The organism is uncultured Agrobacterium sp. (assembly GCF_913777885.1).
In the GTDB taxonomy this organism is placed as follows: domain Bacteria; phylum Pseudomonadota; class Alphaproteobacteria; order Rhizobiales; family Rhizobiaceae; genus Agrobacterium.
The window spans coordinates 256049-279280 of sequence record NZ_CAJYTV010000017.1 but is presented as its reverse complement, the minus strand read 5'-3'; the positions used below and the strand labels follow the sequence as shown (position 1 = coordinate 279280).

The 23232-nt window shown below is 60.0% G+C and carries 22 protein-coding genes; 6 read left to right on the top strand and 16 right to left on the bottom strand.

What is annotated here, in order from left to right; translation table 11 throughout:
* Positions 1-13: 13 nt before the first annotated feature.
* From odhB to sdhC, 11 genes are all read right to left on the bottom strand, one after another.
* Entirely contained in the window at positions 14-1258 is a 1245-nt protein-coding gene (gene odhB, locus QZ869_RS16465) for a 2-oxoglutarate dehydrogenase complex dihydrolipoyllysine-residue succinyltransferase (protein ID WP_296105965.1), read from the bottom strand.
* Between the two features lie 55 nt (positions 1259-1313).
* Positions 1314-4310: a 2-oxoglutarate dehydrogenase E1 component gene (locus tag QZ869_RS16460; RefSeq protein ID WP_296020415.1), complete on the bottom strand. Its 2997-nt coding sequence runs from the start codon at positions 4308-4310 to the stop codon at positions 1314-1316.
* Positions 4311-4565: 255 nt separating this feature from the next.
* Positions 4566-5468 (bottom strand): succinate--CoA ligase subunit alpha, encoded by a 903-nt coding sequence (gene sucD / locus QZ869_RS16455; protein ID WP_296035224.1) that lies wholly within the window; start codon positions 5466-5468, stop codon positions 4566-4568.
* Between the two features lie 18 nt (positions 5469-5486).
* Entirely contained in the window at positions 5487-6680 is a 1194-nt protein-coding gene (gene sucC / locus QZ869_RS16450) for an ADP-forming succinate--CoA ligase subunit beta (RefSeq protein ID WP_296020420.1), read from the bottom strand.
* A 32-nt stretch (positions 6681-6712) separates the two neighbouring features.
* Positions 6713-7675: a malate dehydrogenase gene (gene mdh / locus QZ869_RS16445; protein ID WP_296020422.1), complete on the bottom strand. Its 963-nt coding sequence runs from the start codon at positions 7673-7675 to the stop codon at positions 6713-6715.
* A gap of 178 nt (positions 7676-7853) precedes the next feature.
* The gene (gene zapE / locus QZ869_RS16440; protein WP_296105963.1) at positions 7854-9017 is read right to left on the bottom strand and encodes a cell division protein ZapE; all 1164 of its coding nucleotides are present in this window, start codon (positions 9015-9017) and stop codon (positions 7854-7856) included.
* Between the two features lie 64 nt (positions 9018-9081).
* Positions 9082-9612: a protease inhibitor Inh/omp19 family protein gene (locus tag QZ869_RS16435; protein WP_296020427.1), complete on the bottom strand. Its 531-nt coding sequence runs from the start codon at positions 9610-9612 to the stop codon at positions 9082-9084.
* A 203-nt stretch (positions 9613-9815) separates the two neighbouring features.
* The gene (locus QZ869_RS16430) at positions 9816-10595 is read right to left on the bottom strand and encodes a succinate dehydrogenase iron-sulfur subunit (RefSeq protein ID WP_296020430.1); all 780 of its coding nucleotides are present in this window, start codon (positions 10593-10595) and stop codon (positions 9816-9818) included.
* A 17-nt stretch (positions 10596-10612) separates the two neighbouring features.
* The gene (gene sdhA / locus QZ869_RS16425; protein WP_296105960.1) at positions 10613-12454 is read right to left on the bottom strand and encodes a succinate dehydrogenase flavoprotein subunit; all 1842 of its coding nucleotides are present in this window, start codon (positions 12452-12454) and stop codon (positions 10613-10615) included.
* 6 nt (positions 12455-12460) lie between these two features.
* Complete coding sequence (gene sdhD / locus QZ869_RS16420) at positions 12461-12841, bottom strand: succinate dehydrogenase, hydrophobic membrane anchor protein (protein ID WP_296020435.1); 381 nt, start codon at positions 12839-12841, stop codon at positions 12461-12463.
* 12 nt (positions 12842-12853) lie between these two features.
* Positions 12854-13246: a succinate dehydrogenase, cytochrome b556 subunit gene (gene sdhC / locus QZ869_RS16415; RefSeq protein WP_296035216.1), complete on the bottom strand. Its 393-nt coding sequence runs from the start codon at positions 13244-13246 to the stop codon at positions 12854-12856.
* Positions 13247-13549: 303 nt separating this feature from the next.
* On the opposite strand from sdhC, the gene QZ869_RS16410 reads away from it, so the two are divergent.
* Positions 13550-13915: a hypothetical protein gene (locus tag QZ869_RS16410; protein ID WP_296105958.1), complete on the top strand. Its 366-nt coding sequence runs from the start codon at positions 13550-13552 to the stop codon at positions 13913-13915.
* A gap of 30 nt (positions 13916-13945) precedes the next feature.
* Here the strand turns inward: QZ869_RS16410 and QZ869_RS16405 are convergent, their stop codons facing one another.
* Genes QZ869_RS16405 through tsaD form a run of 5 tightly spaced genes read right to left on the bottom strand, consistent with a single transcriptional unit; the run spans position 13946 to position 17461 of the window.
* Positions 13946-14590, bottom strand: a complete 645-nt coding sequence (locus QZ869_RS16405; RefSeq protein WP_296105956.1) for a methyltransferase — start codon at positions 14588-14590, stop codon at positions 13946-13948.
* 9 nt (positions 14591-14599) lie between these two features.
* A complete protein-coding gene (locus QZ869_RS16400) occupies positions 14600-15043 on the bottom strand; it encodes an EVE domain-containing protein (RefSeq protein ID WP_296020442.1) in 444 nt (147 codons plus the stop codon).
* 14 nt (positions 15044-15057) lie between these two features.
* Positions 15058-15351 carry a YciI-like protein gene (locus tag QZ869_RS16395; RefSeq protein ID WP_296020444.1) on the bottom strand — a complete coding sequence of 98 codons (294 nt, stop codon included), beginning with the start codon at positions 15349-15351 and terminating at the stop codon, positions 15058-15060.
* Between the two features lie 26 nt (positions 15352-15377).
* Positions 15378-16367, bottom strand: a complete 990-nt coding sequence (locus QZ869_RS16390) for an NAD(P)H-dependent glycerol-3-phosphate dehydrogenase (RefSeq protein ID WP_296105954.1) — start codon at positions 16365-16367, stop codon at positions 15378-15380.
* Entirely contained in the window at positions 16364-17461 is a 1098-nt protein-coding gene (gene tsaD / locus QZ869_RS16385) for a tRNA (adenosine(37)-N6)-threonylcarbamoyltransferase complex transferase subunit TsaD (protein ID WP_296105952.1), read from the bottom strand. Before tsaD ends, QZ869_RS16390 begins: the two co-directional genes overlap by 4 nt.
* 72 nt (positions 17462-17533) lie before the next feature.
* Here tsaD and hemC point away from each other — a divergent pair, with 72 nt between their 5' ends.
* The 5 genes from hemC to QZ869_RS16360 all read left to right on the top strand — a co-directional run bounded on the left by hemC (position 17534) and on the right by QZ869_RS16360 (position 23175).
* Positions 17534-18463, top strand: a complete 930-nt coding sequence (gene hemC, locus QZ869_RS16380) for a hydroxymethylbilane synthase (RefSeq protein WP_296035205.1) — start codon at positions 17534-17536, stop codon at positions 18461-18463.
* 3 nt (positions 18464-18466) lie between these two features.
* On the top strand, positions 18467-19225 hold the full coding sequence (locus tag QZ869_RS16375) for a uroporphyrinogen-III synthase (RefSeq protein ID WP_296020453.1): 759 nt from the start codon (positions 18467-18469) through the stop codon (positions 19223-19225).
* Between the two features lie 132 nt (positions 19226-19357).
* Positions 19358-20860, top strand: coding sequence for a hypothetical protein (locus QZ869_RS16370; protein WP_296105951.1), 1503 nt, complete (start codon positions 19358-19360; stop codon positions 20858-20860).
* 3 nt (positions 20861-20863) lie between these two features.
* A complete protein-coding gene (locus QZ869_RS16365) occupies positions 20864-22657 on the top strand; it encodes a heme biosynthesis protein HemY (RefSeq protein ID WP_296098868.1) in 1794 nt (597 codons plus the stop codon).
* 26 nt (positions 22658-22683) lie between these two features.
* Positions 22684-23175: a TerB family tellurite resistance protein gene (locus QZ869_RS16360; RefSeq protein WP_296020458.1), complete on the top strand. Its 492-nt coding sequence runs from the start codon at positions 22684-22686 to the stop codon at positions 23173-23175.
* Positions 23176-23232: the final 57 nt, after the last annotated feature.

The window sequence follows — 23232 nt, the reverse complement described above, 5'->3', positions numbered from 1 at the left end:
AAAAGCAAGTCGATTAGAGATCGAGAACCAGACGTTCCGGATCTTCCAGGCTTTCCTTGACGCGCACGAGGAAGGTCACGGCTTCCTTGCCGTCAACGATGCGGTGATCGTAGGAGAGCGCCAGATACATCATCGGACGGATGACGACCTGACCGCCGATGGCGACCGGACGCTCCTGGATCTTGTGCATGCCGAGAATGCCGGACTGCGGTGCGTTGAGGATCGGCGAGGACATCAGCGAACCGTAAACGCCACCATTGGTGATGGTGAAGGTTCCGCCCTGCATGTCTGCCATGCCGAGCGAGCCATCGCGGGCTGCCTTGGCAAGACGGCCAAGTTCCTTTTCGACGCCAGCGATGGAGAGCTGGTCCGCATCGCGGATGACTGGAACGACAAGACCCTTGTCCGTGCCGACAGCCATGCCGACGTGACAATAGTTCTTGTAGATGATGTCGTTGCCGTCGATCTCGGCATTGACGGCAGGCAGTTCCTTCAGCGCGTGGGTCACGGCCTTGGTGAAGAAGCCCATGAAGCCGAGCTTGACGCCGTGCTTCTTCTCGAACACGTCCTTGTAGCGGTTGCGCAGATCCATGACCGCCTTCATGTCCACCTCGTTATAGGTGGTCAGCATGGCGGCAGTGTTCTGCGCGTCCTTGAGGCGGCGAGCAATCGTCTGGCGCAGGCGCGTCATCTTCACGCGCTCTTCGCGAACGGCGTCCTGCTCTGCAGAAACCGGACGCGCTGCGGCAACCGGTGCAGGGGCAGCGGCAGGAGCCGAGACGCCCTTGGCGACAGCAGCCAGAACGTCACCCTTCAGAACCTGACCGCGCTTGCCCGAACCATCGACCTGATCGGCAGACAGGTTGTTTTCCGACAGGAGCTTGCCGGCAGCAGGCGCTGGCGGAACCGAGCCGGAAGTGGCAGGCGCCGGTGCTGCAGCAGCAGGCGCTGCGGCAGGAGTCGGAGCGGCAGCAGGAGCAGGAGCGGCAGGAGCCGGTGCAGAGGTTGCGGCACCGGCAGCACCTTCGGCGATCTGGCCGAGGAGTGCGTCGAGGCCGACGGTTTCGCCATTCTGGGCAACGATCTCGGTCAGCACGCCGGAGGCAGGAGCCGGGACTTCGACGGTAACCTTATCGGTTTCCAGTTCGACTAGCGGCTCGTCAGCCTTGACGGTATCGCCGACTTTCTTGAACCAGGTCCCGACAGTCGCTTCGCTGACGGACTCACCCAGTGTTGGTACGCGGATTTCAGTGGCCATGTTATCGTTCCGTTATTCAGGTGTCTTTGTTGCGAGGGTCGAAGCGGGAGAGCGGTTACTCTCCCAATGCGTCTTCGAGGAACGCAGCAAGCTGCGCCAGATGCTTGGACATCAGGCCGGTCGCCGGAGAGGCGGCAGCCGGACGGCCCGTGTAACGGACCTTCTGGTACTTGGCGTCGATATGCGCCAGAACCCATTCGAGATACGGGTCGATGAAGGACCACGCGCCCATGTTCTTCGGCTCTTCCTGGCACCAGACCATCTCCGCATTGCGGAAGCGGGACAGCTCGTTGATGAGCGCCTTGGCCGGGAACGGATAGAGCTGTTCGATACGCAGCAGGTAGACATCGTCCACACCGCGCTTCTCACGCTCTTCCAGAAGGTCGTAATAGACCTTGCCGGTGCAGAGCACGACGCGACGGATCTTGGAATCCTTCTGCAGCTTGATCGGACCGTCCTTGATGACTTCCGCATCGTCCCACAGCAGACGGTGGAAGGAGGATTCGCCCGCCATTTCCGTCAGAGACGAGGTCGCACGCTTGTGGCGCAGTAGGGACTTCGGCGTCATCATGATCAGCGGCTTGCGGAAGTCGCGCTTCACCTGACGGCGCAGAATGTGGAAGTAGTTGGCAGGCGTGGTGCAGTTGGCAACCTGCATGTTGTCTTCGGCGCAAAGCTGGAGGAAACGCTCCAGACGGGCGGAAGAGTGCTCCGGACCCTGACCTTCATAGCCATGCGGCAGAAGGCAGACGAGACCGGACATGCGAAGCCACTTGCGTTCACCAGACGAGATGAACTGGTCGAACACCACCTGGGCGCCGTTGGCGAAGTCGCCGAACTGGGCTTCCCAAAGGGTCAGCGCATTCGGACGAGCAAGCGAATAGCCATATTCAAAACCGAGAACGGCTTCTTCAGACAGCATCGAGTTGATGACTTCGTAACGCGCCTGGGTCGGCGACAGGTTTGCCAGCGGAATGTAGCGCTCTTCTGTCTCCTGATCGTAGAGAACCGAGTGACGCTGCGAGAAGGTGCCGCGTTCGCAATCCTGACCGGAAAGACGGATCTTGTGGCCGTCGACGGCAAGCGAACCGAAGGCAAAGGCTTCGGCCATCGCCCAATCGATTCCTTCACCGGTTTCGACCATCTGTGCGCGGTTTTCCATGAAACGCTGGATCGTGCGGTGCGCGGTAAAGCCTTCCGGAATGGTCGACAGCTTCTTGCCGATTTCCTTCAGCTGCTTCATCGGCACGCCGGTCTTGCCGCGACGCTGCTCGTCGGCATTGTCGGCGGCGCGCAGACCCGACCACTGACCGTCCAGCCAGTCGGCCTTGTTCGGCTTGTAGCTCTGGCCGGCTTCGAATTCCTGCTCCAGATGGCCGCGCCAGTCGGCCTTCATCTTTTCGAATTCGCCTTCGTTCATCAGCCCTTCGGCAATCAGGCGGTCGGCATAGATGCGGGCGACGGTCTTGTGGCCACGGATGACCTTGTACATCTTCGGCTGCGTGAAGGACGGCTCATCGCCTTCGTTATGGCCGAAGCGGCGGTAGCAGAACATGTCGATGACGACAGGCTTGTGGAACTTCATGCGATATTCGGTCGCGATCTTGGCCGCATAGACCACCGCTTCCGGATCATCGCCATTGACGTGGAAGATCGGCGCTTCGATCATCTTGGCAACGTCGGACGGATAAGGCGACGAGCGCGAGAAAGCGGGGTTCGTCGTAAAGCCGATCTGGTTGTTGATGATGAAGTGCATGGTGCCGGCAACGCGGTGACCGCGAAGACCGGACAGTCCGAGAATTTCGGCAACGACACCCTGACCTGCGAATGCGGCATCGCCATGCAGCAGAAGCGGCAGTACCTTGGCGCGCTCCGACAGCGGAATGGTGTCGCCATCCCAGACCTTCGCCAACTGGTCCTGCTTGGCGCGGGCCTTGCCCATGACCACAGGGTTGACGATTTCCAGGTGCGAGGGGTTTGCCGTCAGCGACAGGTGAACCTTGTTGCCATCGAATTCGCGGTCGGAAGAGGCACCGAGGTGGTACTTCACGTCACCCGAGCCTTCGACATCGTCAGGCTTAAAGGAGCCGCCCTTGAACTCGTGGAACACGGCGCGGTGCGGCTTGCCCATGACGTTGGTCAGGACGTTCAGACGGCCACGGTGAGCCATACCGAGAACGACTTCTTCCAGACCGTCCTGGCCGCCGCGCTTGATGATCTGTTCGAGCGCCGGGATCAGCGATTCACCGCCATCCAGACCGAAACGCTTGGTGCCCTTGAAGCGCACGTCGAGGAACTGCTCGTAGCCTTCAGCTTCGACGAGCTTCGACAGGATCGCCTTCTTGCCTTCGGCAGTGAAGGCCACGCCCTTGTCCGGACCTTCGATGCGTTCCTGGATCCAGCCCTTTTCGTCCGGGTTGGACATGTGCATGAATTCGACGCCGATGGTGGAGCAGTAGGTGCGCTCCAGAATATCGATCATCTCGCGCACGGTCGCATATTCGAGACCAAGCACGTTATCGATGAAAATCTTGCGGTCGTAGTCGCTTTCCTCGAAGCCGTAGGACTTCGGCGACAGCTCGTTGTAATCCTCGACAGCGCTGGCAATGCCGAGCGGATCGAGCTTGGCATGCAGGTGGCCGCGCATGCGGTAGGCGCGGATCATCATGATAGCGCGAACGCTGTCACGGGTCGCCTGCAGCACTTCGGCTTCGGAGACCGGCTTGCCGGTCGCAGCACCCTTGGCTTCGGCCTTGGCCTGAACCTTCTTCTCGATGGCCTTTTCGACCGTCGCCCAATTGCCGTCGAGTGCGGAAATCAGCTCACCGCCAGCCGCGATCGGCCAGTTGTCGCGCTTCCAGGAGGCGCCCTTGGCGGCCTTCTTCACATCGTCGGGATTGTCGGACAGACCCTTGAAGAAACTCTGCCACTCAGGCGATACCGAGGAAGGGTCCTCCTCGTACCGGGCATAGAGCTGCTCGATATAGGCCGCATTCGCGCCGTCGAGAAACGACGTGATCTGAAACTGCTCGTTGGCTTCTTGCCTTGCCATTGTTTTTCCGCGGACGTGGTGGTCCGCCTCCTCAATCCCGTTGATGGTCATTCGCGACCGGTCGCTTGCATTCTTGCCGCTTGAGCATCGCCATGTTTCTGAGAAGAAACGCCGGGATGCTCGAAAGCCTCTGGTCTTGCATGTCAGACGCGAAAACCGGTCGACCCATCGTGGTCAGGCTCTTGCATCCGTCTTCATGCGGCTTCGGGCAGGCTACCGTCTCCGGCCCCTGCCCGCTGCCAGATTATGTGAGTCTCAGCCCTTGAGGACTTCGACCAGCGTCTTGCCAAGGCGTGCCGGAGAGGGCGAAACCTTGATACCCGCTGCTTCCATGGCAGAGATCTTCGATTCCGCGTCGCCCTTGCCGCCGGAAACCACAGCACCGGCATGACCCATGGTGCGGCCCTTGGGCGCGGTACGACCGGCAATGAAGCCAGCCATTGGCTTCTTGCGGCCCTTCTTGGCTTCGTCGATCAGGAACTGGGCTGCATCTTCTTCAGCCGAACCGCCGATTTCGCCGATCATGATGATCGAGGTCGTGGCTTCGTCTGCGAGGAACATTTCCAGCACGTCGATGAATTCCGTACCCTTGACCGGGTCGCCACCGATACCGACAGCCGTCGTCTGGCCGAGGCCTTCGTTGGATGTCTGGAACACGGCTTCATAGGTCAGCGTGCCGGAGCGCGAGACGATACCGACCGAACCCTTGCGGAAGATCGAGCCCGGCATGATGCCGATCTTGCATTCTTCCGGCGTCAGGATACCTGGGCAGTTCGGGCCAAGCAGGCGCGAGTTCGAACGGTCGAGGCGAGCCTTGACGCGAACCATGTCTGCTACCGGAATACCTTCGGTGATGCAGGTGATGAATGGGATCTCGGCGTCGATCGCTTCGATGATCGCGTCCGCTGCACCTGCTGGCGGAACGTAGATCACGGATGCGTCTGCACCGGTCTTTTCCTTGGCTTCGGCAACGGTTGCGAAGATCGGCAGGGTTTCGCCCTTGGAGCCGGTCCAGTTGGTGCCGCCCTTGGAGGGGTGAATACCGCCGACCATCTGCGTGCCGTAATAGGCAAGCGCCTGTTCGGTGTGGAACGTACCGGTCTTGCCGGTCAGGCCCTGTACGAGGATCTTTGTGTCTTTATTGACGAGAATGGACATGAATCAGGATCCTTAAAATTAGCCGTTGACCGCGGCGACGATCTTCTTGGCAGCATCGTCCAGATCGTCGGCAGCCGTGATGGCGAGGCCGGATTCGTTCAGGAGCTTCTTGCCAAGTTCGACATTCGTGCCTTCCAGGCGCACGACGAGCGGAACCTTAAGACCGACTTCCTTCACTGCGGCGATAACGCCTTCAGCGATGACGTCGCACTTCATGATGCCGCCGAAGATGTTGACGAGGATGCCCTCGACCTTCGGGTCTGCGGTGATGATCTTGAAGGCTGCAGCGACCTTCTCCTTGCCAGCGCCACCGCCGACGTCGCAGAAGTTTGCAGGCTCTTTGCCGTACAGCTTGATGATGTCCATCGTCGCCATGGCAAGACCGGCGCCATTGACCATGCAGCCGATATTGCCGTCGAGAGCAACGTAGGCGAGGTCCCACTTGGAGGCTTCGATTTCCTTGGCGTCTTCTTCGGTCTCGTCGCGCAAAGCCTTGACGTCGTCATGGCGGAACAGCGCGTTGCCATCGAAGGACACCTTGGCGTCGAGAACGCGCAGATGGCCATTTTCCATGACGATCAGCGGGTTGATCTCGAGAAGCGCCATGTCCTTTTCGACGAAGGCCTTGTAGAGGATCGGGAACAGCGACTTTGCGTCTTCGGCAGCAGCGCCATCAAGTTCCAGCGCGCTGGAGATCTTGGCAACGTCTTCAGCCGTTACACCGGCTTGCGGATCGATAGCAATCGTGTGGATCTTCTCGGGCGTGTCGTGGGCGACAGCTTCGATGTCCATGCCGCCTTCGGTCGAAACGACGAAAGCAACCTTGCCGACCGAACGGTCAACCAGCAGCGAGCAATAGAGTTCGCGAGCAATGTCGGCGCCGTCTTCGATGTAGAGACGGTTGACCTGCTTGCCGGCGTCGCCCGTCTGGGCGGTAACCAGCGTGTTTCCGAGCATGTCCTTGGCGTGGGAAACGACTTCCTCGATGGACTTTGCAAGGCGAACGCCGCCCTTGGCATCGGGGCCGAGTTCCTTGAACTTGCCCTTGCCGCGGCCACCGGCGTGGATCTGGCTCTTGACCACGTAAAGCGGGCCAGGAAGCTGCTTGGCAGCAGCTTCGGCTTCTTCGACCTTGAGGATGGCAACCCCTTCGGCAACCGGCGCACCGAAGCTCTTCAGAAGAGCCTTGGCCTGATATTCATGAATATTCATGGATTATTCCCTGTTTACAGCCTGAGAGGCAATTACTTCAGCGACGGAGCGATGTTGACGCAGGCTTCGCAAAGACCGGCAACGGCACCGACGGACTTCTGGAAGGCTGCTTCCTCGTCCTTGTTGAGTTCGATCTCGATGATGCGCTCGATACCGCCAGCACCGATAACAGTCGGCACGCCGACATACATGTCGTTGACGCCGTACTGGCCAGAAAGGTAGGCGGCAGCAGGCAGGACGCGCTTCTTGTCCTTGAGGTAGGATTCGGCCATCTCGATGGCGGAAGCTGCAGGTGCGTAGTAGGCAGAACCGGTCTTCAAGAGGCCAACGATTTCGGCGCCGCCATCACGGGTGCGCTGAATGATCTGCTCGAGACGCTCTGCAGAAACCCAGCCAAGCTTGACGAGGTCGGTCAGCGGAATGCCGGCAACGGTGGAGTAGCGTGCGAGCGGCACCATCGTGTCGCCGTGACCGCCGAGAACGAAGGCTGTGACGTCTTCAACCGAAACGTTGAACTCTTCGGAGAGGAAGAGGCGGAAACGGGCGCTGTCGAGAACACCTGCCATGCCGACGACCTTGTTCTTCGGCAGGCCGGAGAACTTCTGCAGAGCCCAGACCATGGCGTCGAGCGGGTTGGTGATGCAGATCACGAACGCGTTGGGGGCGTACTTCTTGATGCCCGCGCCAACCTGTTCCATGACCTTGAGGTTGATGCCGAGAAGATCGTCGCGGCTCATGCCAGGCTTGCGGGCAACGCCTGCGGTGACGATGCAAACGTCTGCACCTTCGATGGCAGCGTAGTCGGACGCGCCGGTGAGCTTTGCGTTGAAGCCTTCGACCGGACCGGACTGGGCAATATCCAGACCCTTGCCCTGCGGAACACCGTCAGCAATATCGAAGAGGACGATGTCGCCCAATTCCTTCAGGCTGGCGAGATGCGCCAACGTGCCGCCGATCATGCCAGAACCAATAAGTGCAATTTTTTTGCGAGACATCGAATGCTTCCTCTTAAGCTTCAACTCAATTTTCCGCAGATGGACTGCGGCTGAAATTGTCGCACTCGGCTTAGACGCATTGGCCAAAAATGGCAACCGATTCTTTCAGAGCAAGGTTTTTCAATCGTTTAGATGATAAAATTCTTACGTAAACGTAATATATTGTGTCATTAAAACGTCATGCTGTCTGCCGCTTTTCATTGTGCAGCGCGAGATAGTCGGCACTTCTCATCTCGAAAAGTCGAGATGCAGTACGATCGAACTCGAAACCTTCGATACCCTTTCTGGTCCCCAGAAGATCCTCCGGCATGGCCGCGGCGGAAGCGAAGAGCCGAACGGTGTGATCGTAAAGCGTGTCGATCAGAATGATGAAGCGCTTGGTCTCATTGCGGCGATCCGCGCTCAGCATCGGAATGTGATCGATGAAGACGGTATCGAACCGGTCGGCGATGGCCAGAAAGTCGGACGCGCCGAGGGGCTTCTCGCAGAGATCGCGGAAGGTGAAGCGTGCGACCCGCCCCGCCGCTCGTGGCACGAGGACCGAGCGACCCTTCATCTCGATCTCCACCGGCGCGACGGCCTGCCCCGCAGTCAGATGATGCCAGGCCATGTCCATCGCCTGATCGGCAGCGCCATTGAGCGGCGTGGCATAGACAGGAAGGCTCTTGACCTTCTCCATCCGGTAGTCGATCGGGCTATCTAGGCTGACGACCTCGACATTCTGCTGCAAGAGATCGATGAACGGCAGGAAGAGACCGCGATTGAGGCCATCCTTGTAGAGATTGTCTGGCACGACGTTGGAGGTCGTCACCAGCGTGCAGCCATTGGCGAAGAGTTCTGTGAAGAGCCGGGCCAGGATCATCGCATCGGCAATGTCTGTCACGGTGAACTCGTCGAAGCAAAGCAGTTCGGCTTCGGCAAGCAACTGCGCGGCCACCGGCGGGATTGGATCGGCCTGCTTGGTCTCACCGCTTTTCAGCTTCTGCCGGTGCGCATGGACCCGGTTATGAACATCGGCCATGAATTCATGGAAATGGCAACGCCGCTTCTTCTCGATCGGCGCCATCTGGAAGAACATGTCCATCAGCATGGTCTTGCCGCGCCCGACACTGCCATGAACGTAAAGACCCTTGACCGAAGGGGAAGATGCAGCCTTGCGGGCAAACATCCAGCCGAGCGCGCTTTTCTTCTTGGCTGGCTTGCGCAGCTTCAGATCGGAGAGGATTCTGTCGAGATGGGCCGCAACACCGAGTTGGGCGGCATCGGCCTTCAACTCGCCGGACGCCGTCAATGCGTTGAGTTGCTCAACGACACTCTGGTTATAGGCCGGCACTGGCTGCATGGAGAAAGACCCCGCGCGCGAAGCGCACGTCGCTTGAAGCAGACGCGCGCTCCCCGTCGATCTGTTATCGGCTGAGGCTCAGAGGCTGGCCGTTATTGGTCGTACCGTCGTAACGGGCGTCAGACGTCTTGTAGACGCGGCCGATCGTATCGCCTGCACGGTTCTTGAACTGGACCATCTTGCCAGAGACTTCCCAGGAGCCCATGGCCGTCAGATCGCCGGTGCAACCGCGCGTACCGCCACGCGAGCCGCTGCCGAGATTGGTGAGCGTCAGGAACATGTCGCAGTTGGCGGCGCCGTTGGACACACGCCAGTTGCCAACCATCGATTCCTTGGTCACGTCGAGCGCCGTCGTCGGCGCAGATGCCATTGTCGTGCTTGTCGGTGCTGCCGCTGCCGGCGCTGTCGGGAACTGCGACGAGCCGCCTGGAGGAGGAAGCGCGCCGGACTGGACGGAGGGAACGGGCTGAGCCTGAAGCGGCGGCGTATAGCCGGGTCCAGCATTGGAATTGCTGCTATAGTCGTAAGAGGTACGCTGGCAACCGGCGAGGCCGATAACGACCATAAGGCCCGTCACCACATATCTAACTTGCATCTCAAGCTCCCGATTCTCTTCGCTTCGGAAAATTCATGGTTACACAAAGCGGCTGAATTATTACCAAAGCCTTAGCTAACGCAAGACGCAGCAACGATAATTGCCATTTCGACGGCATTTTAGGAAAATTCCTGGCCGCTTGCGAATAAAGAAGCCGCGACCTCGGGCCGCGGCTTGGACATGTCTCAAGGATCAGGCCACCATCAAACGCGACGCTCGACCATCATCTTCTTGATCTCGGCAATCGCCTTGGCAGGGTTAAGACCCTTCGGGCAGGCCTGTGCGCAGTTCATGATCGTGTGGCAGCGATACAGACGGAAGGGGTCCTCGAGGTTGTCGAGACGCTCGCCCGTTGCTTCGTCGCGGCTATCGATCAGCCAGCGGTAGGCCTGGAGCAGAACGGCTGGACCAAGGTAACGGTCGCCATTCCACCAGTAGCTGGGACAGGAGGTGGAGCAGCAGGCGCACAGAATGCACTCGTAAAGACCATCCAGCTTCTGGCGGTCTTCATGGCTCTGCTTCCATTCCTTGGCAGGCGTCGGAGATACCGTCTTCAGCCATGGCTCGATGGAGCGGTGCTGGGCGTAGAAGTTCGACAGGTCCGGCACCAGATCCTTGACCACCGGCATATGCGGCAGAGGATAGACCTTCACCGTACCGTTGATCTCTTCCATGCCCTTGGTGCAGGCCAGCGTATTCGTGCCGTCGATGTTCATCGCGCAGGAACCGCAGATACCTTCACGACAGGAACGGCGAAGCGTCAGCGTCGGGTCGATCTTGTTCTTGATGTAAAGAAGCGCATCGAGAACCATCGGGCCGCAATCGTCGATATCGATGTAATAGGTATCGATGCGCGGGTTCTGACCGTCGTCGGGGTTCCAGCGGTAGATCCGGTACTCGCGAACATTCTTCGCGCCTGCGGGCTTCGGCCAGACCTTGCCTTCGGTCATCTGAGAGTTTTTTGGGAGAGCAAGTTCAACCATGTCCAATACCTCTCAAATCAATAGACGCGTGCTTTTGGCTCGATCTTCTTAGGATCGATGCCATCGGCGATGAGTTCGGTGTGAACCGGACGGTAGTCGAGCTTGACGTCGCCCGCTTCGTTGACCCAGGCCAGCGTGTGCTTGCGCCAGTTGACGTCGTCGCGGCCAGCGAACGGACCATCGGTATAGTCCTCGCGTGCATGCGAGCCGCGGCTTTCCTTGCGGGCTTCCGCGCCGTAGACCGTGGTGATGGCGTTGGCCATCAGGTTTTCCAGTTCCAGCGTTTCCACCAGATCGGAATTCCACACCATCGAACGGTCGGTGACCTTCACGTCCGGAAGTTCCTTCCAGATGGCGGAGAGACGCTGGCAACCGTTTGCAAGCGATTCCTGCGTGCGGAACACGGCGGCATCTTCCTGCATGGCGCGCTGCATCTTGTCGCGCAGCACCGCCGTCGGCGTGCTGCCGCTGGCGTTGCGCAGACGATCGAAGCGATCCATGATCTTGTCGCAGGCAGCAATGTTGAGCGCCGGCACCGGATCCTCGCGGTTGATGACCTGGGCCGCACGGATGGCGGCTGCGCGACCGAAGACCACGAGGTCGATGAGCGAGTTGGAGCCGAGACGGTTTGCACCGTGGACCGAGGCGCAGCCCGCTTCGCCCACAGCCATGAGGCCGGGTGCGATGCGACCAGGATTTTCGCTGTCGGCATTCAGCACTTCGCCCCAATAGTTGGTCGGAATGCCGCCCATATTGTAGTGGACCGTCGGCAGAACCGGGATCGGCTCGCGCGTCACGTCCACGCCTGCGAAGATCTTGGCGCTTTCGGAAATACCCGGAAGGCGCTCATGAAGAACTGCCGGATCGAGGTGATCCAGGTGCAGGAAGATGTGGTCCTTGTTCTTGCCAACGCCGCGGCCTTCGCGAATTTCCATGGTCATGCAGCGCGACACGACGTCACGCGATGCCAGGTCCTTGGCCGACGGAGCGTAACGCTCCATGAAGCGCTCGCCTTCGGAGTTGACGAGATAACCGCCTTCGCCGCGTGCGCCTTCTGTGATCAGGCAGCCCGCACCGTAGATGCCGGTCGGGTGGAACTGAACGAATTCCATGTCCTGAAGCGGAAGGCCGGCACGCGCGATCATGCCGCCGCCGTCACCCGTGCAGGTATGCGCGGAGGTGGCGGAGAAATAGGCGCGACCGTAACCGCCGGTGGCCAGAACGACCATCTTGGCGGAGAAACGGTGAATGGTGCCGTCGTCGAGGTTCCAGGCAACGACGCCGGTGCAGCGGCCGTCATCCGACATGATCAGGTCGAGCGCGAAATACTCGATGAAGAATTCCGCATTGTTGCGCAGCGACTGGCCATAAAGCGTGTGCAGGATGGCGTGGCCGGTACGGTCGGCGGCAGCACAGGTGCGCTGTACTGGCGGGCCTTCGCCGTAATTCTGCATGTGGCCGCCGAAGGGGCGCTGGTAGATCTTGCCTTCGGCGTTACGCGAAAACGGCACGCCGTAATGCTCAAGCTCATAGACCGCCTTCGGCGCTTCCATGGCGAGATACTGCATGGCGTCCACGTCGCCGAGCCAGTCGGAGCCCTTCACGGTGTCGTAAAGGTGCCACTGCCAACAGTCGGGCGTCATGTTGACGAGCGAGGCGGCAATACCGCCCTGCGCCGCAACCGTGTGCGAGCGGGTGGGGAAAACCTTGGTGATGCAGGCTGTCTTGAAGCCCTGCTCGGCCATGCCGAGCGTTGCGCGCAAGCCAGCGCCGCCCGCACCCACGACGATGACGTCATAGGAATGGTCGACGTAGGTATAGGCCTTGCCGTTCTGGGAAGATGAACTGTTCGGTGCCATGACGGATTATCCTGCGAATGCGATTTTCAGAACGGCGAAGAGACAGAGACCGCCGACGACTACCGCGAAGAAGGTGTTCAGCATCAGAAGAACCAGCTTGGGAACTTCTGCATGAATATAGTCCTCGATAATGACCTGCATGCCAAGCTTCATATGGATGAGGCCGGACACGACAACGAGCGCCATGATCACTGCAACGAGCGGATTGGACAGAGCCGAAACGACGACCTCATAGGGTGCGCCGCCATACATGACCAGGAAACCGACGAAGAAGATCAGCAGCGGCACGTTGGCAACAGCCGTCACGCGCTGGCGCCAGAAGTGCTCGGTGCCTTCCTTGGCGGAGCCGAGACCGCGAACCTTGCCGAGAGGGGTGCGCATATCCATGATTATATCTCCTCAGCGCACGATCAGGGCGACAACCCAGATCAGCGCGGTCAGACAGATCGAAACGACGAAGGACGCCTTGGCGAGCTTGGTGGTAAAATGCTTCTCGAAGCCGTGGCCGAGATCCCACATGAAGTGGCGCAGGCCGCCTAGCATGTGGTGAACCAGCGCCCAGGTATAACCAATCAGGATCAGCTTGCCGATCAGCGAGCTCATGGCCCATTGCACCCACGCGTAGGCATCGACGCCAGACGCGGTCGCGATCAACCACCAGGCAACCAGAAGCGTGCCGAAATAGAGTGCGCCACCGGTAATACGGTGTACAATGGACGCAACCATCGTCGGAATGGGCTTATAGATTTGAAGATGCGGCGACAAAGGCCGATTGTTTGTCGTGTTCGCCATATGAACCTCACGGCGTTTTTGGCGCCGATCATAGCCGGGCGCCCCCAAACAACGCACATGACGAAAGAATGTGCATTGCACCAAGCGCGACCTTTAATCGCACGAGGGCATCACGACAAGTACAATCGGCAACCGTTTTGAATTTAATCGATTGTGGTCTAAAAATTCTGCGTGATTCTTGGGATCGAAAATAAAATGTCGAGCGTTTCCAGACGTCAACATTCAAATTAATTTACGTAAACGTAAACACAAGAATGCCTTTCCGACTCAACGGAGAGCCTAAAAAACTAGATGGAGAAGATCATGTTCAAGCGGGCCCATTGGATCATTCCAACCCTCCTGATCGCCATTGGTTCCCCCTCTCTGGCGAGCGCTAACGACGACCACCGCGACCATCGCTCGTACCGTTCCTACAGCCATTCGCAGCCCTCTGTCGTCGGCGGTTATGGTCTGCCGTCTTATATCAGAGGCCTTGGCACCTATGCAGGCGGATTGTCGGCGGCGCGTTTTCCTGGCAACGGAAACTATTTCTACGCCCAAAGCGGCGGTGCTTATCTGCCGGACGGATACCGCAAAACGACGGTCGAACCGCGCATCATCCACGTGAACCAGCGCACGATGAACGCCAACTGCCAGTATGAAGCCGGCGTCTGCGTCATTCGCCCTTAACAGCCTTGCCTAAAGCGCGATGCTGTAGCTTTACGATAGACGCCAGACGGTCGTCTGCTTGACTTCGCTGTCTTCCAGCGCGCGCGTGACTGGCACCTGATAGGTGGCGCAGGCGGTCAACTTGGTCTTCGGGAGATAGGCGCGACCCGGATCGCCGACCAGCACGGCAATACCTCTGGCGGCGAGGGCTGAGAACCAAGGGATGAGCGCATCGGCAAATCCCTTGTCGTAGAACACGTCGCCGGCAAGCAGAACGTCGGCGTCGATGTCCTTGCCGATCACGTCGTCCGAGACCGCATCGATCGTCAGGCCATTCACCGCGGCGTTCAGCAGAACCGCGCTCTTTGCCCAGGGATCGATATCGACCGCCAGCACTTGTGCGGCACCAGCAAGAGCCGCAGCAATCGCCACCATACCTGAGCCGCTGGCAAAATCGACGACGCGCTTGCCGCGAACAATCTCGGGATTGTCGAGGATATAGCGCGCCAACCCCTGGCCGCCGGCCCATGCGAAAGCCCAAAAGGGCGGCGGCAGGCCGATCTCTTCCAGTTCTTCTTCCGTCTTCAACCACAGATCATGCGCTTCACTCGCCAGATGCAGGCGAAGCTCTGGAACATGCGGCGGCGCCATGATGCTGGTATTGGCGCGGATGAAATCGTCTGGCGCGGTTTTCAACGGGGAAGATCAGTCTGGCGAGCGCGGTGGCTTGTCGACGCCCGCCATATGGCAGACTTCCAGATATTCCTCTTCCGTCACCGGCTGGACGGAAAGACGCATGGAGGTGACGAGCGACATGTCGGCAAGCTTCGGATTGGCCTTCACCGCCTTCAAGGTCACGGGCTTTGGCACATCGCGGACCGCCTTGATGTGCACGCAGTCCCAGCGCGCATCCCCCTCTGCAGAGGAATCCGGCTTAGACAATTCGCAAACCTCGACGATCCCGACGACTTCCAGCCCCTCATTGGAGTGGTAGAAGAAGCCCTTGTCGCCAAGCTTCATGGCCCGCATGTTGTTGCGTGCCTGATAGTTGCGCACGCCGGTCCATTCTTCGCCAGACTCGCCCTTGGCCTTCTGCTGTTCCCAGGACCATGTGTCGGGTTCGGATTTGAAAAGCCAGTAATTCGCCATATCGTTGTTTGTCCTCACGCCGCCGGATTGTTGAAGACCCAGTTATAGGGCTTCACATCGACGCTCTCGAACAGCCCTGCCTTCGCATAAGGATCGGCATCGGCGAGAGCGCGCGCAGCCTCGATATCGGCGGCTTCAACGATCACCAAGCTGCCATTCGGCTTGCCTTCGGCATCGAGAAACGGGCCAGCGATCTTCAGCGTGCCTTCGGCGTTCAGCTTGTTGAGATGCTCCAGATGCGCCGGGCGCGTATCCATACGCACATTCAGGTGGCCGGGCTTATCCTTGCAGATAAAGGCAAACAGCATTGTCTTCTCCTCTTGTCGCCCAGTCACTACTCAGTGGTGATGGGCCGTGTCATCAATTGTCGCATGGCGGTCAGAATGTCCAGCCGTCCGTCGATGATCGCCGCAACCGCATCGGTCACCGGCATATCGACCTGATGCTTTGCCGCAAGACGCGAGGCCACGGAGGCTGCATAAGCGCCCTCGACCAGCCCGCCATGGAAGGCGGACGGCGAGTCCCCCTGCCCCAACGCTATGCCGAAGCGCAGATTGCGCGATTGGTGGCTGGTGGCCGTCAGCACAAGATCGCCGAGACCGGAAAGCCCGCGAACCGTATCCGCCTGCCCGCCGATTGCCACGACAAGCCGCGACATTTCGGCAAGTCCGCGCGCAATCAGTGCAGCACGTGCCGATTCTCCGAGGCCCGCCCCTTCGACAATCCCGGCGGCAATCGCCAGCACGTTCTTCAGAGCGCCGCCAAGCTGCACGCCGATCCGATCGGTCGACGCATAAAGCCGGAAGGTCTGTCCGGAAATGGTTTGCGCCAGATGCTCTGCAAGCGCTGCGTCGCTTGCAGCAACCGCCATGGCTGTCGGCAGCCCCTTGGCGATATCGGCGGCAAAGCCCGGACCCGAGAGCACGGCGATAGGGTGCGAAGGCAGTTCCTTTTCCAGCACGTCCGTCAGCAACTGGCCGGAGGAGCGGTCGATACCCTTGGCGAGCGTCATCACCACAGCATCCTTAGCCAGATAAGGACCATAGTGACGCGCCGCATCGCCTTGCGCCTGCGAAGGCATGGCGAAGAGCACGATGTCTGCATTGCGCAACACCTCAGGTTCGGCCGAGTATTTCAGCGCATCGGGGAGCGTAATGCCGGGGAGTGCTGCCTCATGCACGCCATCGGCCTGCAAGTCTGCCATCAGCGACGGATCGCGACCGAGCAGCGTCACCTCATGACGATTTACCAGCGCAATCACCACCGCAATCGCCGTGCCGAACGCACCGGAACCGATGACGACGATGGTTTCGCGCTTGCTCATGCCTTGGCCCCACGCTTGCCGAAGCCGACAAGGGTCTGAGCCTCGGCATCGAGCGGCCAGCGCGAGCGCGGCTGCACATCGAGACTATCTGGCTCCATGCCTTGGGCCATGCGCTCGAGCCCCGCCCAGGCAATCATCGCCGCATTGTCGGTACAGAGTTGCAACGGCGGCGCGATGAAGCGGAAGCGGTGCTTGTCGCAGAGCGCCTGCAGGGTGCCGCGCAACTCCTGATTGGCGGCAACACCACCGGCAACGACCAGGGCCGGGCCACCCTCTACAGTAGGAAATGTTTCGGTAAAACGCTGAAGTCCGCGGCCGATCCGGTCCTGAAGGGTGCGCGAAACCGCTTTCTGAAACGAGGCGCAGATATCGGCAATGTCCTGGTCCGTCAGCGGCGCAATGGCGGTCGCCGCCTGCCGCACGGCGGTCTTCAGACCGGAGAAGGAGAAGTCGAGCCGTGCCTCACCCACCATCGGGCGCGGCAGGGGAAAACGATCCGGGTTACCGGTCTTTGCCGCTTTTTCAACCGCCGGTCCGCCAGGATAGGGCAGACCAAGCAGCTTGGCCGTCTTGTCGAAGGCTTCGCCGAGTGCATCATCGATGGTCGTTCCCCAGCGCTCGTACTGGCCGACACCGCGCACCAGAATGAGCTGCGTATGGCCGCCGGAAACGAGCAGCATCAGATAGGGGAATGACAACCCGTCCGTCAGCCGCGCCGTCAGCGCATGGCCTTCCAGATGGTTGACGGCATAGAGTGGCTTGCTCGCCGCTTTGGCAATCGCCTTGCCGGTCATCAGCCCGACGATCAGCCCGCCGATGAGACCGGGTCCAGATGTGGCGGCAATCGCATCGACGTCTTTCAGCGTTACTCCGGCCTTGCCGAGCGCTTCCTCGATCAGCGTATCGAGCACTTCCACATGGGCACGCGCAGCAATCTCCGGTACCACGCCACCATAGGCGCTGTGTTCTTCCAGCTGCGACAAAACGACGTCGGAGATGATCTCGCCACGGCCATCGGCATGCCGAACCACCACAGATGCAGCGGTTTCGTCACAACTGGTCTCTATGCCGAGGATACGAAGAAAGGGGGTCATCTGCCGGTTCGTTGATTGCGGTGCTTTTGAAACTTAGGTACGAACACCTCCGGTAACAACGGATAGATGCCGATGCAAACAAAACCTTTCCGAATAGGCACGCGCGGTAGCCCGCTGGCACTGGCGCAGGCGTTCGAAACGCGCGACCGGCTGGCGGCAGCGCATGACTTGCCCCCGGAGATGTTCGAAATCGTGCCGCTGGCAACCAAGGGCGACCGCATGACCGACCGCCCCTTGTCGGAAATCGGCGGCAAGGGTCTGTTCACCGAGGAACTGGAAGCGCAACTGCTGTCCGGCGATCTCGACTTTGCCGTCCACTCCTCCAAAGACATGGCGACCAAGCTGCCGGAGGGACTGGAGCTTCGCGCCTTCCTGCCGCGCGAAGACGTCCGCGATGCCTTCATCGGCAGAACAGCGCCTCGCCTTCTGGAGCTACCGCATGGCGCAATCGTCGGCTCGGCCTCGTTGCGTCGTCAGGCACTCATCCGTCGCCTGCGCCCAGATCTTGAGGTCATCATCTTTCGCGGGCTCGTCGATACGAGACTGCGCAAGCTGGCGGAAGGTCAGGCGGACGCCACTCTGCTTGCCTTCGCCGGCCTGAAGCGGCTGAACAAGGACGAGGTTCCAACCGAACTGTTGGACCCAAAGGCGTTTCCCCCTGCCCCAGCCCAAGGCGCCATCGGTATTGAATGTCGCATCGGCGATAGCCGGATTCAGGACCTGCTCTCGGCCATCAACGACGTGCCGACCTATGATGCAGTGATGTGCGAACGCGCCTTTCTAGCAGCGCTCGACGGCTCCTGTCGAACCCCGATTGCAGGCCTTGCCACCTGTCATGGTGAGGAGCTGCACTTCCACGGAGTCATCCTTACACCCGATGGGCAGACGGAGCATGCCGTAGAAGTTTCGGGCAGACTTGCAGATGCCGAAACGCTCGGACGTCAGGCTGGCGAAAAAGTGCGCCAAGCCGCCGGTCCCAGCTTCTTCGAAAGCTGGACATAAGCCATGCGCGTCGTCGTGACCCGTCCGATCCGTTCGGGGCAGAAGACGGCGACGCTTTTGCGCGAGCGCGGCCACCAGCCGATTCTCCTGCCCATGACGGAGCCTGTCTACAAGACGGACGTCACCAGAGAGACACTGGCGCGCAAGCCCGCCGCTTTGGCCGTCACCAGCGCCGAGGCAATCCGCGCCTTGAGCGCGTCCAGCGTGGATTTGTCCAACCACCTGGACCGCCCACTCTTTGCCGTGGGAGAGGCCACCGCCAAGGCGGCACGCGACATCGGCTTCAGAACCATCATCAGCGGCGATGGTGATGGCGTGGCGCTGGCGCGGCTGGTGCAAACCACATTTAAGCCGCAGGCAAGCAAGCCCGCGCCCGATGATGGGTCGCCGCATCTGCTTTATCTTGCCGGACGCCCGCGTGAAGGCGGATTCGAAAGCACTCTTGCAGAGAACGCGATACGAGTGAGTGTGGCGGAGATTTACGAGATGCAGCCGGTTCATTGGGAACGACCGACGCTGCAAGCGCGCTTCGAACCGCTTCCGGACGTGGTTCTGCTCTACTCTCGGGAAACCGCCCGGATTTTCTTCGAGCTTTCCGACAGGCTCGATCTGGCACCGCTGATCAGCGCGATACGTTTCATCTGCATCAGCGAGAATGTTCTGGACGTCGTTCCGGCCATACATCGCAGTCGCGCGTTGGCAAGCGCTACACCACGCGAGGACGCAATGTTCCATCTTCTGGACCGAGGTACTGGAACCTAATTCCCTTTCACCTCTTTCCTTTGCCACCATCACTGACTAGGTTTGCAATGTGGCGACCAGCGACCCCGTCTTTCCGAAAGGTGGTACGTCGCCACCGCGACCGAGGAATAGACAAGACGAAATGAGGTTGTCATGGTATCCGGAAAGCCGCCACGCCACTCCAAATCCAAGACCGAACCGGTCACGATCGATCTGGATGCCAAAGACGTGACGGATATCAGTGCGGCCAAGCCATCGAGCGATACGCAAGAGCAGTCAAAGCCTGCTGCCGATGAACCAACGTCGGTCACGGAAACAAGCGCATCCGAGCCGGTAAAACCTGCCACCAGCGCGACGGACACCGAGAAGGCCGAGACACTGAAGCCGATCTGGGAGCAGCCGACGAAACCGCCGATCGAACCGGAGCCGAATGTCTCCAAGACGGAAGCTTCGATCAAAAAAGACACAACCGGAAAGCAGGATAGCGCGGAGAACGCAGCCGGAAAGCAGGACGCGCAAAAGCCTGTCACCTCCGCGACCGCAGCAGCCTCTGCGGCCTCCGCTGCGCCATCTTCCGATGCGACCAAAAACACCGCCGCGGGGTCATTTGGCGACTCCCCAAAAGACGCGCTCAAAAGTGACAGCTTCAAGCCGCAAAGCTCCGCATCGTCGTCATCCGCCACATCGGCCGCGGATAAGCCAGCGACAGCCTCGACGACCGCATCGCGCGATACGAAAACGCAGGGAAGCTCCGGCCTGATGGCTGCGGGTATCGTCGGCGGGCTGATTGCGCTTCTCGCCGCCGGTAGCATGCAATATGCAGGCTATCTGCCGTCCAGCACAGCGGATGGCGGATCGTCGTCGGAACTTGCCGCGCTAAAATCTCAGGTCGCGACCCTGCAGCAGCAGATCGCGGACGCGCCCAAGACGCAGACAGGAGATGCCTCGGCGCTTGAGCAACGCCTTGCCGCGCTGGAAAGCTCCACCGCCTCCGGCGGCGATGCTTCCGCCAAGATCGCCGAGCTCGAAAAGACGATTTCGACCTTGCAATCCGAGCGCTCCGCCGAGAGCCAGACGATCGCGACGCTGACGCAGCGACTGGATGCAGCAGAAGCCAAGATCAACGAGCCGCGTGACGATGTCGAAGTTGCGCGCGCGATAGCCTCGGCAGCGCTGAAGGCGGCGATCGATCGCGGCGGCCCCTTCCTCACCGAACTCGATACGCTGTCGAAGGTCACGCCGGACGACCCCGCGGTCCAGGCTTTGAAGCCCTTCGCCAATACTGGCGTGCCGACCCGCGCCGAACTGGTACGCCGTTTCCCAGATGTGGCCAACGGGATGCTTGCAGCACTTACACCGTCCGATCCAAACCAGGGCATCTTCGACCGCCTCGCAGACAGCGCCATGTCGTTGGTCAAGGTTCGTCCCGTCGGCAATGTCGAAGGCGAAGGCGCGGATGCAAAGATCGCGCGCATGGAAGACAAGCTGCAGAATGGCGATCTGAAGGGTGCCGCTCTCGAATGGGATGCACTGCCGGAACCGGCCAGAACCTCATCCGCCGACTACAAGAAATCTCTCGATGCCCGCATTCAGGTCGAGGATCTCGTCAACAGTACATTGAACCGCGCTGTCAGCAGCACGGGCCAGCAGGGGTAAGACATGACCAGGATCGTTAGCTTCGTCGTCATCGTCCTTCTCATTGCGGTCGGCTTCGCCTGGCTGGCGGATCGTCCGGGCGTCCTTGCCATCACCTGGCAGGGACAGTTGATCGAGATGAGCCTTATGGTGGCCGCCACCATCGTCGCCACGCTGGTCGCCGCAATCATGCTGGTATGGTGGATGATCAGCACACTGTGGAACTCGCCGCACATGGCAAGGCGCTATTTCCGCGCCCGCAAGCGTGACCGCGGCTATCAGGCCCTCTCCACCGGTCTGATTGCCGCTGGCGCTGGCAACGCCCTCCTCGCCCGCAAGATGACAGCAAGGACGCAAGGCCTGCTCAGTGCAGACCAGGAACCGTTGATCCATTTGCTGGAAGCGCAGGCCGATCTGATCGAAGGCAAGTATGACGCCGCGCGTCGCAAGTTCGAGGCGATGGCGAACGATCCCGAAACACGCGAGCTCGGCCTTCGCGGTCTTTATATCGAAGCTCGCCGCCAAGGCGCGCACGAGGCTGCTCTGCAATATGCCGAGGACGCGGCACGAAACGCGCCCTACCTACCCTGGGCGGCTCAGGCAACGCTGGAAAGCAAATGCCGTAGTGGCGAGTGGGATGACGCAATTCGTCTGCTCGACCAGCAGAAAGCCGCCCACGTCATCGAGCGGGGCGAAGCCGAACGTCTGAAGGCTGTTCTTCTGACGGCCAAGGCGGAAGAAAAGTTCGAAAGCGATCCTAAAGCGGCACGCGACGATGCCAAGGCTGCATTGAAGCTCTCTAAGGCATTGGTCCCAGCTGCGCTCGTGGCTGCTAAATCTTATTTGCGCGAGGACAATCTACGCAAGGCCGCGGCTGTTCTGGAACCTGTCTGGAGGGCCGAACCGCATCCTCAGATCGCCGAGCTTTATGTCCGAGCCCGTAGCGGCGACACTGCCATTGACAGGCTGAAGCGTGCCGAGCGTCTGGAGAGCCTGAAACCCAACAATATCGAGTCACTGTTTGCCGTGGCGCAAGCCGCGCTCGCCGCACAGGATTTCGACAAGGCGAGAGCAAAGGCCCAGGCCGCAGCCCGCATCGCACCCCGCGAAAGCATTTTCCTGCTGCTTGCCGATATAGAAGAGGCCGAAAGCGGCGATCAGGGCCGTATACGCCATTGGATGGCGCAGGCGTTGCGCGCGCCACGCGACCCGGCATGGGTAGCGGACGGTATCGTCTCGGAAAAGTGGCACCCCGTCTCGCCCGTCTCCGGTCGTCTCGATGCCTTTGAATGGAAGGCGCCTTTCGGCCAGCTCGAGGGCCCGGTGGAAGATGTGAGCGTCGACACGGCACTTGCATCACTGCCTGACGTGGCGCAGCCTGAAATCCGTGAGCGGATTATCGAAATCCCAGTTCCGGTGAAGACCGAACCCAAGCCGCATATCGAGCCTAAGGCCGATGCTAAAATTGAGCCGATGTCTGAGATCAAGCCCGTGATCGAGGCATCGAAGCCAAAGGCTCCACCAGCACCAGCACAATCGCCGCAGGCAGTCTCTCCTGCAAAGACGGAGGAGCCGGTTCCTTTCTTCGGCGGTGCGCCGGATGATCCGGGCGTTAAAAAAGCAGAGGGCAGTCCCCTTGTCGAACCCGCAAAGCCCGTGGTCCCGAAAAGCCCCGACGCCAAACCATCCGTGCAGAAAACCACAGCTGCTGAAAAGGACGGTGAAGCCGTGCCTTTCTTCGGCGGTCTTCCGGATGATCCGGGCGTAAAAAAAACCTCTGCCGCCACCGACGGAAAAACTCGCCTCAATCTGTTTTAAGGCGCCATTGATGCTCAAGGAGAGCCATGCTCGAACGTATCCAGTCCTTCTTTCAAAGCCTGACGAACAGCGATACGTCTCGCGATTTTCCGCCCGATGACCTGCGCGTCGCCATCGCTGCTCTCTGCTTTCAAGTGATGGAAGCGGATGGCACGGTGTCCAAGGTGGAGCGCCAACGCCTGCGCGAATTGCTACAGGAGCATTACGACCTCAGTTCAGGCAAGCTGGACGCGCTGATGGATGCAGGCCAGGAGGCCGGCAAGGAGGCCGTGGATTACTACCGCTTCACCACCGATATCCGCCGCCATCTGAACGAGCAGGAGCGCGTCGAACTCATCGGCATCCTCTGGGACATCGTCTACGCAGACGGCGAGCGCAACGAGATGGAAGACAACGTGATCTGGCGTATCGCCGAGCTTCTTGGCGTCTCCGTCCGAGACCGCGTCCTCCAGCGCCAACAAGTGGAAGGCCACAAGCACCTTGAGGTCCAAGACGCAAGCGAGGCTGACGTAACCTGATCGGTAACAGTACCCGTCTAAAACTCGAAGCCGATTTTGACCGGATGACGGTAGATG

Excerpts from the sequence above, each read along its gene's own strand:
- QZ869_RS16400 (WP_296020442.1), bottom strand. The coding sequence starts at position 15,043 with ATGGCGAATTACTGGCTTTTCAAATCCGAACCCGACACATGGTCCTGG.
- tsaD (WP_296105952.1), bottom strand. The coding sequence starts at position 17,461 with ATGACCCCCTTTCTTCGTATCCTCGGCATAGAGACCAGTTGTGACGAA.
- QZ869_RS16395 (WP_296020444.1), bottom strand. The coding sequence starts at position 15,351 with ATGCTGTTTGCCTTTATCTGCAAGGATAAGCCCGGCCACCTGAATGTG.
- odhB (WP_296105965.1), bottom strand. The coding sequence starts at position 1,258 with ATGGCCACTGAAATCCGCGTACCAACACTGGGTGAGTCCGTCAGCGAA.
- QZ869_RS16460 (WP_296020415.1), bottom strand. The coding sequence starts at position 4,310 with ATGGCAAGGCAAGAAGCCAACGAGCAGTTTCAGATCACGTCGTTTCTC.
- hemC (WP_296035205.1), top strand. The coding sequence starts at position 17,534 with ATGCAAACAAAACCTTTCCGAATAGGCACGCGCGGTAGCCCGCTGGCA.
- QZ869_RS16365 (WP_296098868.1), top strand. The coding sequence starts at position 20,864 with ATGACCAGGATCGTTAGCTTCGTCGTCATCGTCCTTCTCATTGCGGTC.
- sdhD (WP_296020435.1), bottom strand. The coding sequence starts at position 12,841 with ATGGATATGCGCACCCCTCTCGGCAAGGTTCGCGGTCTCGGCTCCGCC.
- QZ869_RS16390 (WP_296105954.1), bottom strand. The coding sequence starts at position 16,367 with ATGAGCAAGCGCGAAACCATCGTCGTCATCGGTTCCGGTGCGTTCGGC.
- QZ869_RS16410 (WP_296105958.1), top strand. The coding sequence starts at position 13,550 with ATGTTCAAGCGGGCCCATTGGATCATTCCAACCCTCCTGATCGCCATT.
- sdhA (WP_296105960.1), bottom strand. The coding sequence starts at position 12,454 with ATGGCACCGAACAGTTCATCTTCCCAGAACGGCAAGGCCTATACCTAC.
- sdhC (WP_296035216.1), bottom strand. The coding sequence starts at position 13,246 with ATGGCGAACACGACAAACAATCGGCCTTTGTCGCCGCATCTTCAAATC.
- zapE (WP_296105963.1), bottom strand. The coding sequence starts at position 9,017 with ATGCAGCCAGTGCCGGCCTATAACCAGAGTGTCGTTGAGCAACTCAAC.
- QZ869_RS16360 (WP_296020458.1), top strand. The coding sequence starts at position 22,684 with ATGCTCGAACGTATCCAGTCCTTCTTTCAAAGCCTGACGAACAGCGAT.
- mdh (WP_296020422.1), bottom strand. The coding sequence starts at position 7,675 with ATGTCTCGCAAAAAAATTGCACTTATTGGTTCTGGCATGATCGGCGGC.
- sucC (WP_296020420.1), bottom strand. The coding sequence starts at position 6,680 with ATGAATATTCATGAATATCAGGCCAAGGCTCTTCTGAAGAGCTTCGGT.
- QZ869_RS16430 (WP_296020430.1), bottom strand. The coding sequence starts at position 10,595 with ATGGTTGAACTTGCTCTCCCAAAAAACTCTCAGATGACCGAAGGCAAG.
- QZ869_RS16375 (WP_296020453.1), top strand. The coding sequence starts at position 18,467 with ATGCGCGTCGTCGTGACCCGTCCGATCCGTTCGGGGCAGAAGACGGCG.
- QZ869_RS16370 (WP_296105951.1), top strand. The coding sequence starts at position 19,358 with ATGGTATCCGGAAAGCCGCCACGCCACTCCAAATCCAAGACCGAACCG.
- QZ869_RS16435 (WP_296020427.1), bottom strand. The coding sequence starts at position 9,612 with ATGCAAGTTAGATATGTGGTGACGGGCCTTATGGTCGTTATCGGCCTC.
- sucD (WP_296035224.1), bottom strand. The coding sequence starts at position 5,468 with ATGTCCATTCTCGTCAATAAAGACACAAAGATCCTCGTACAGGGCCTG.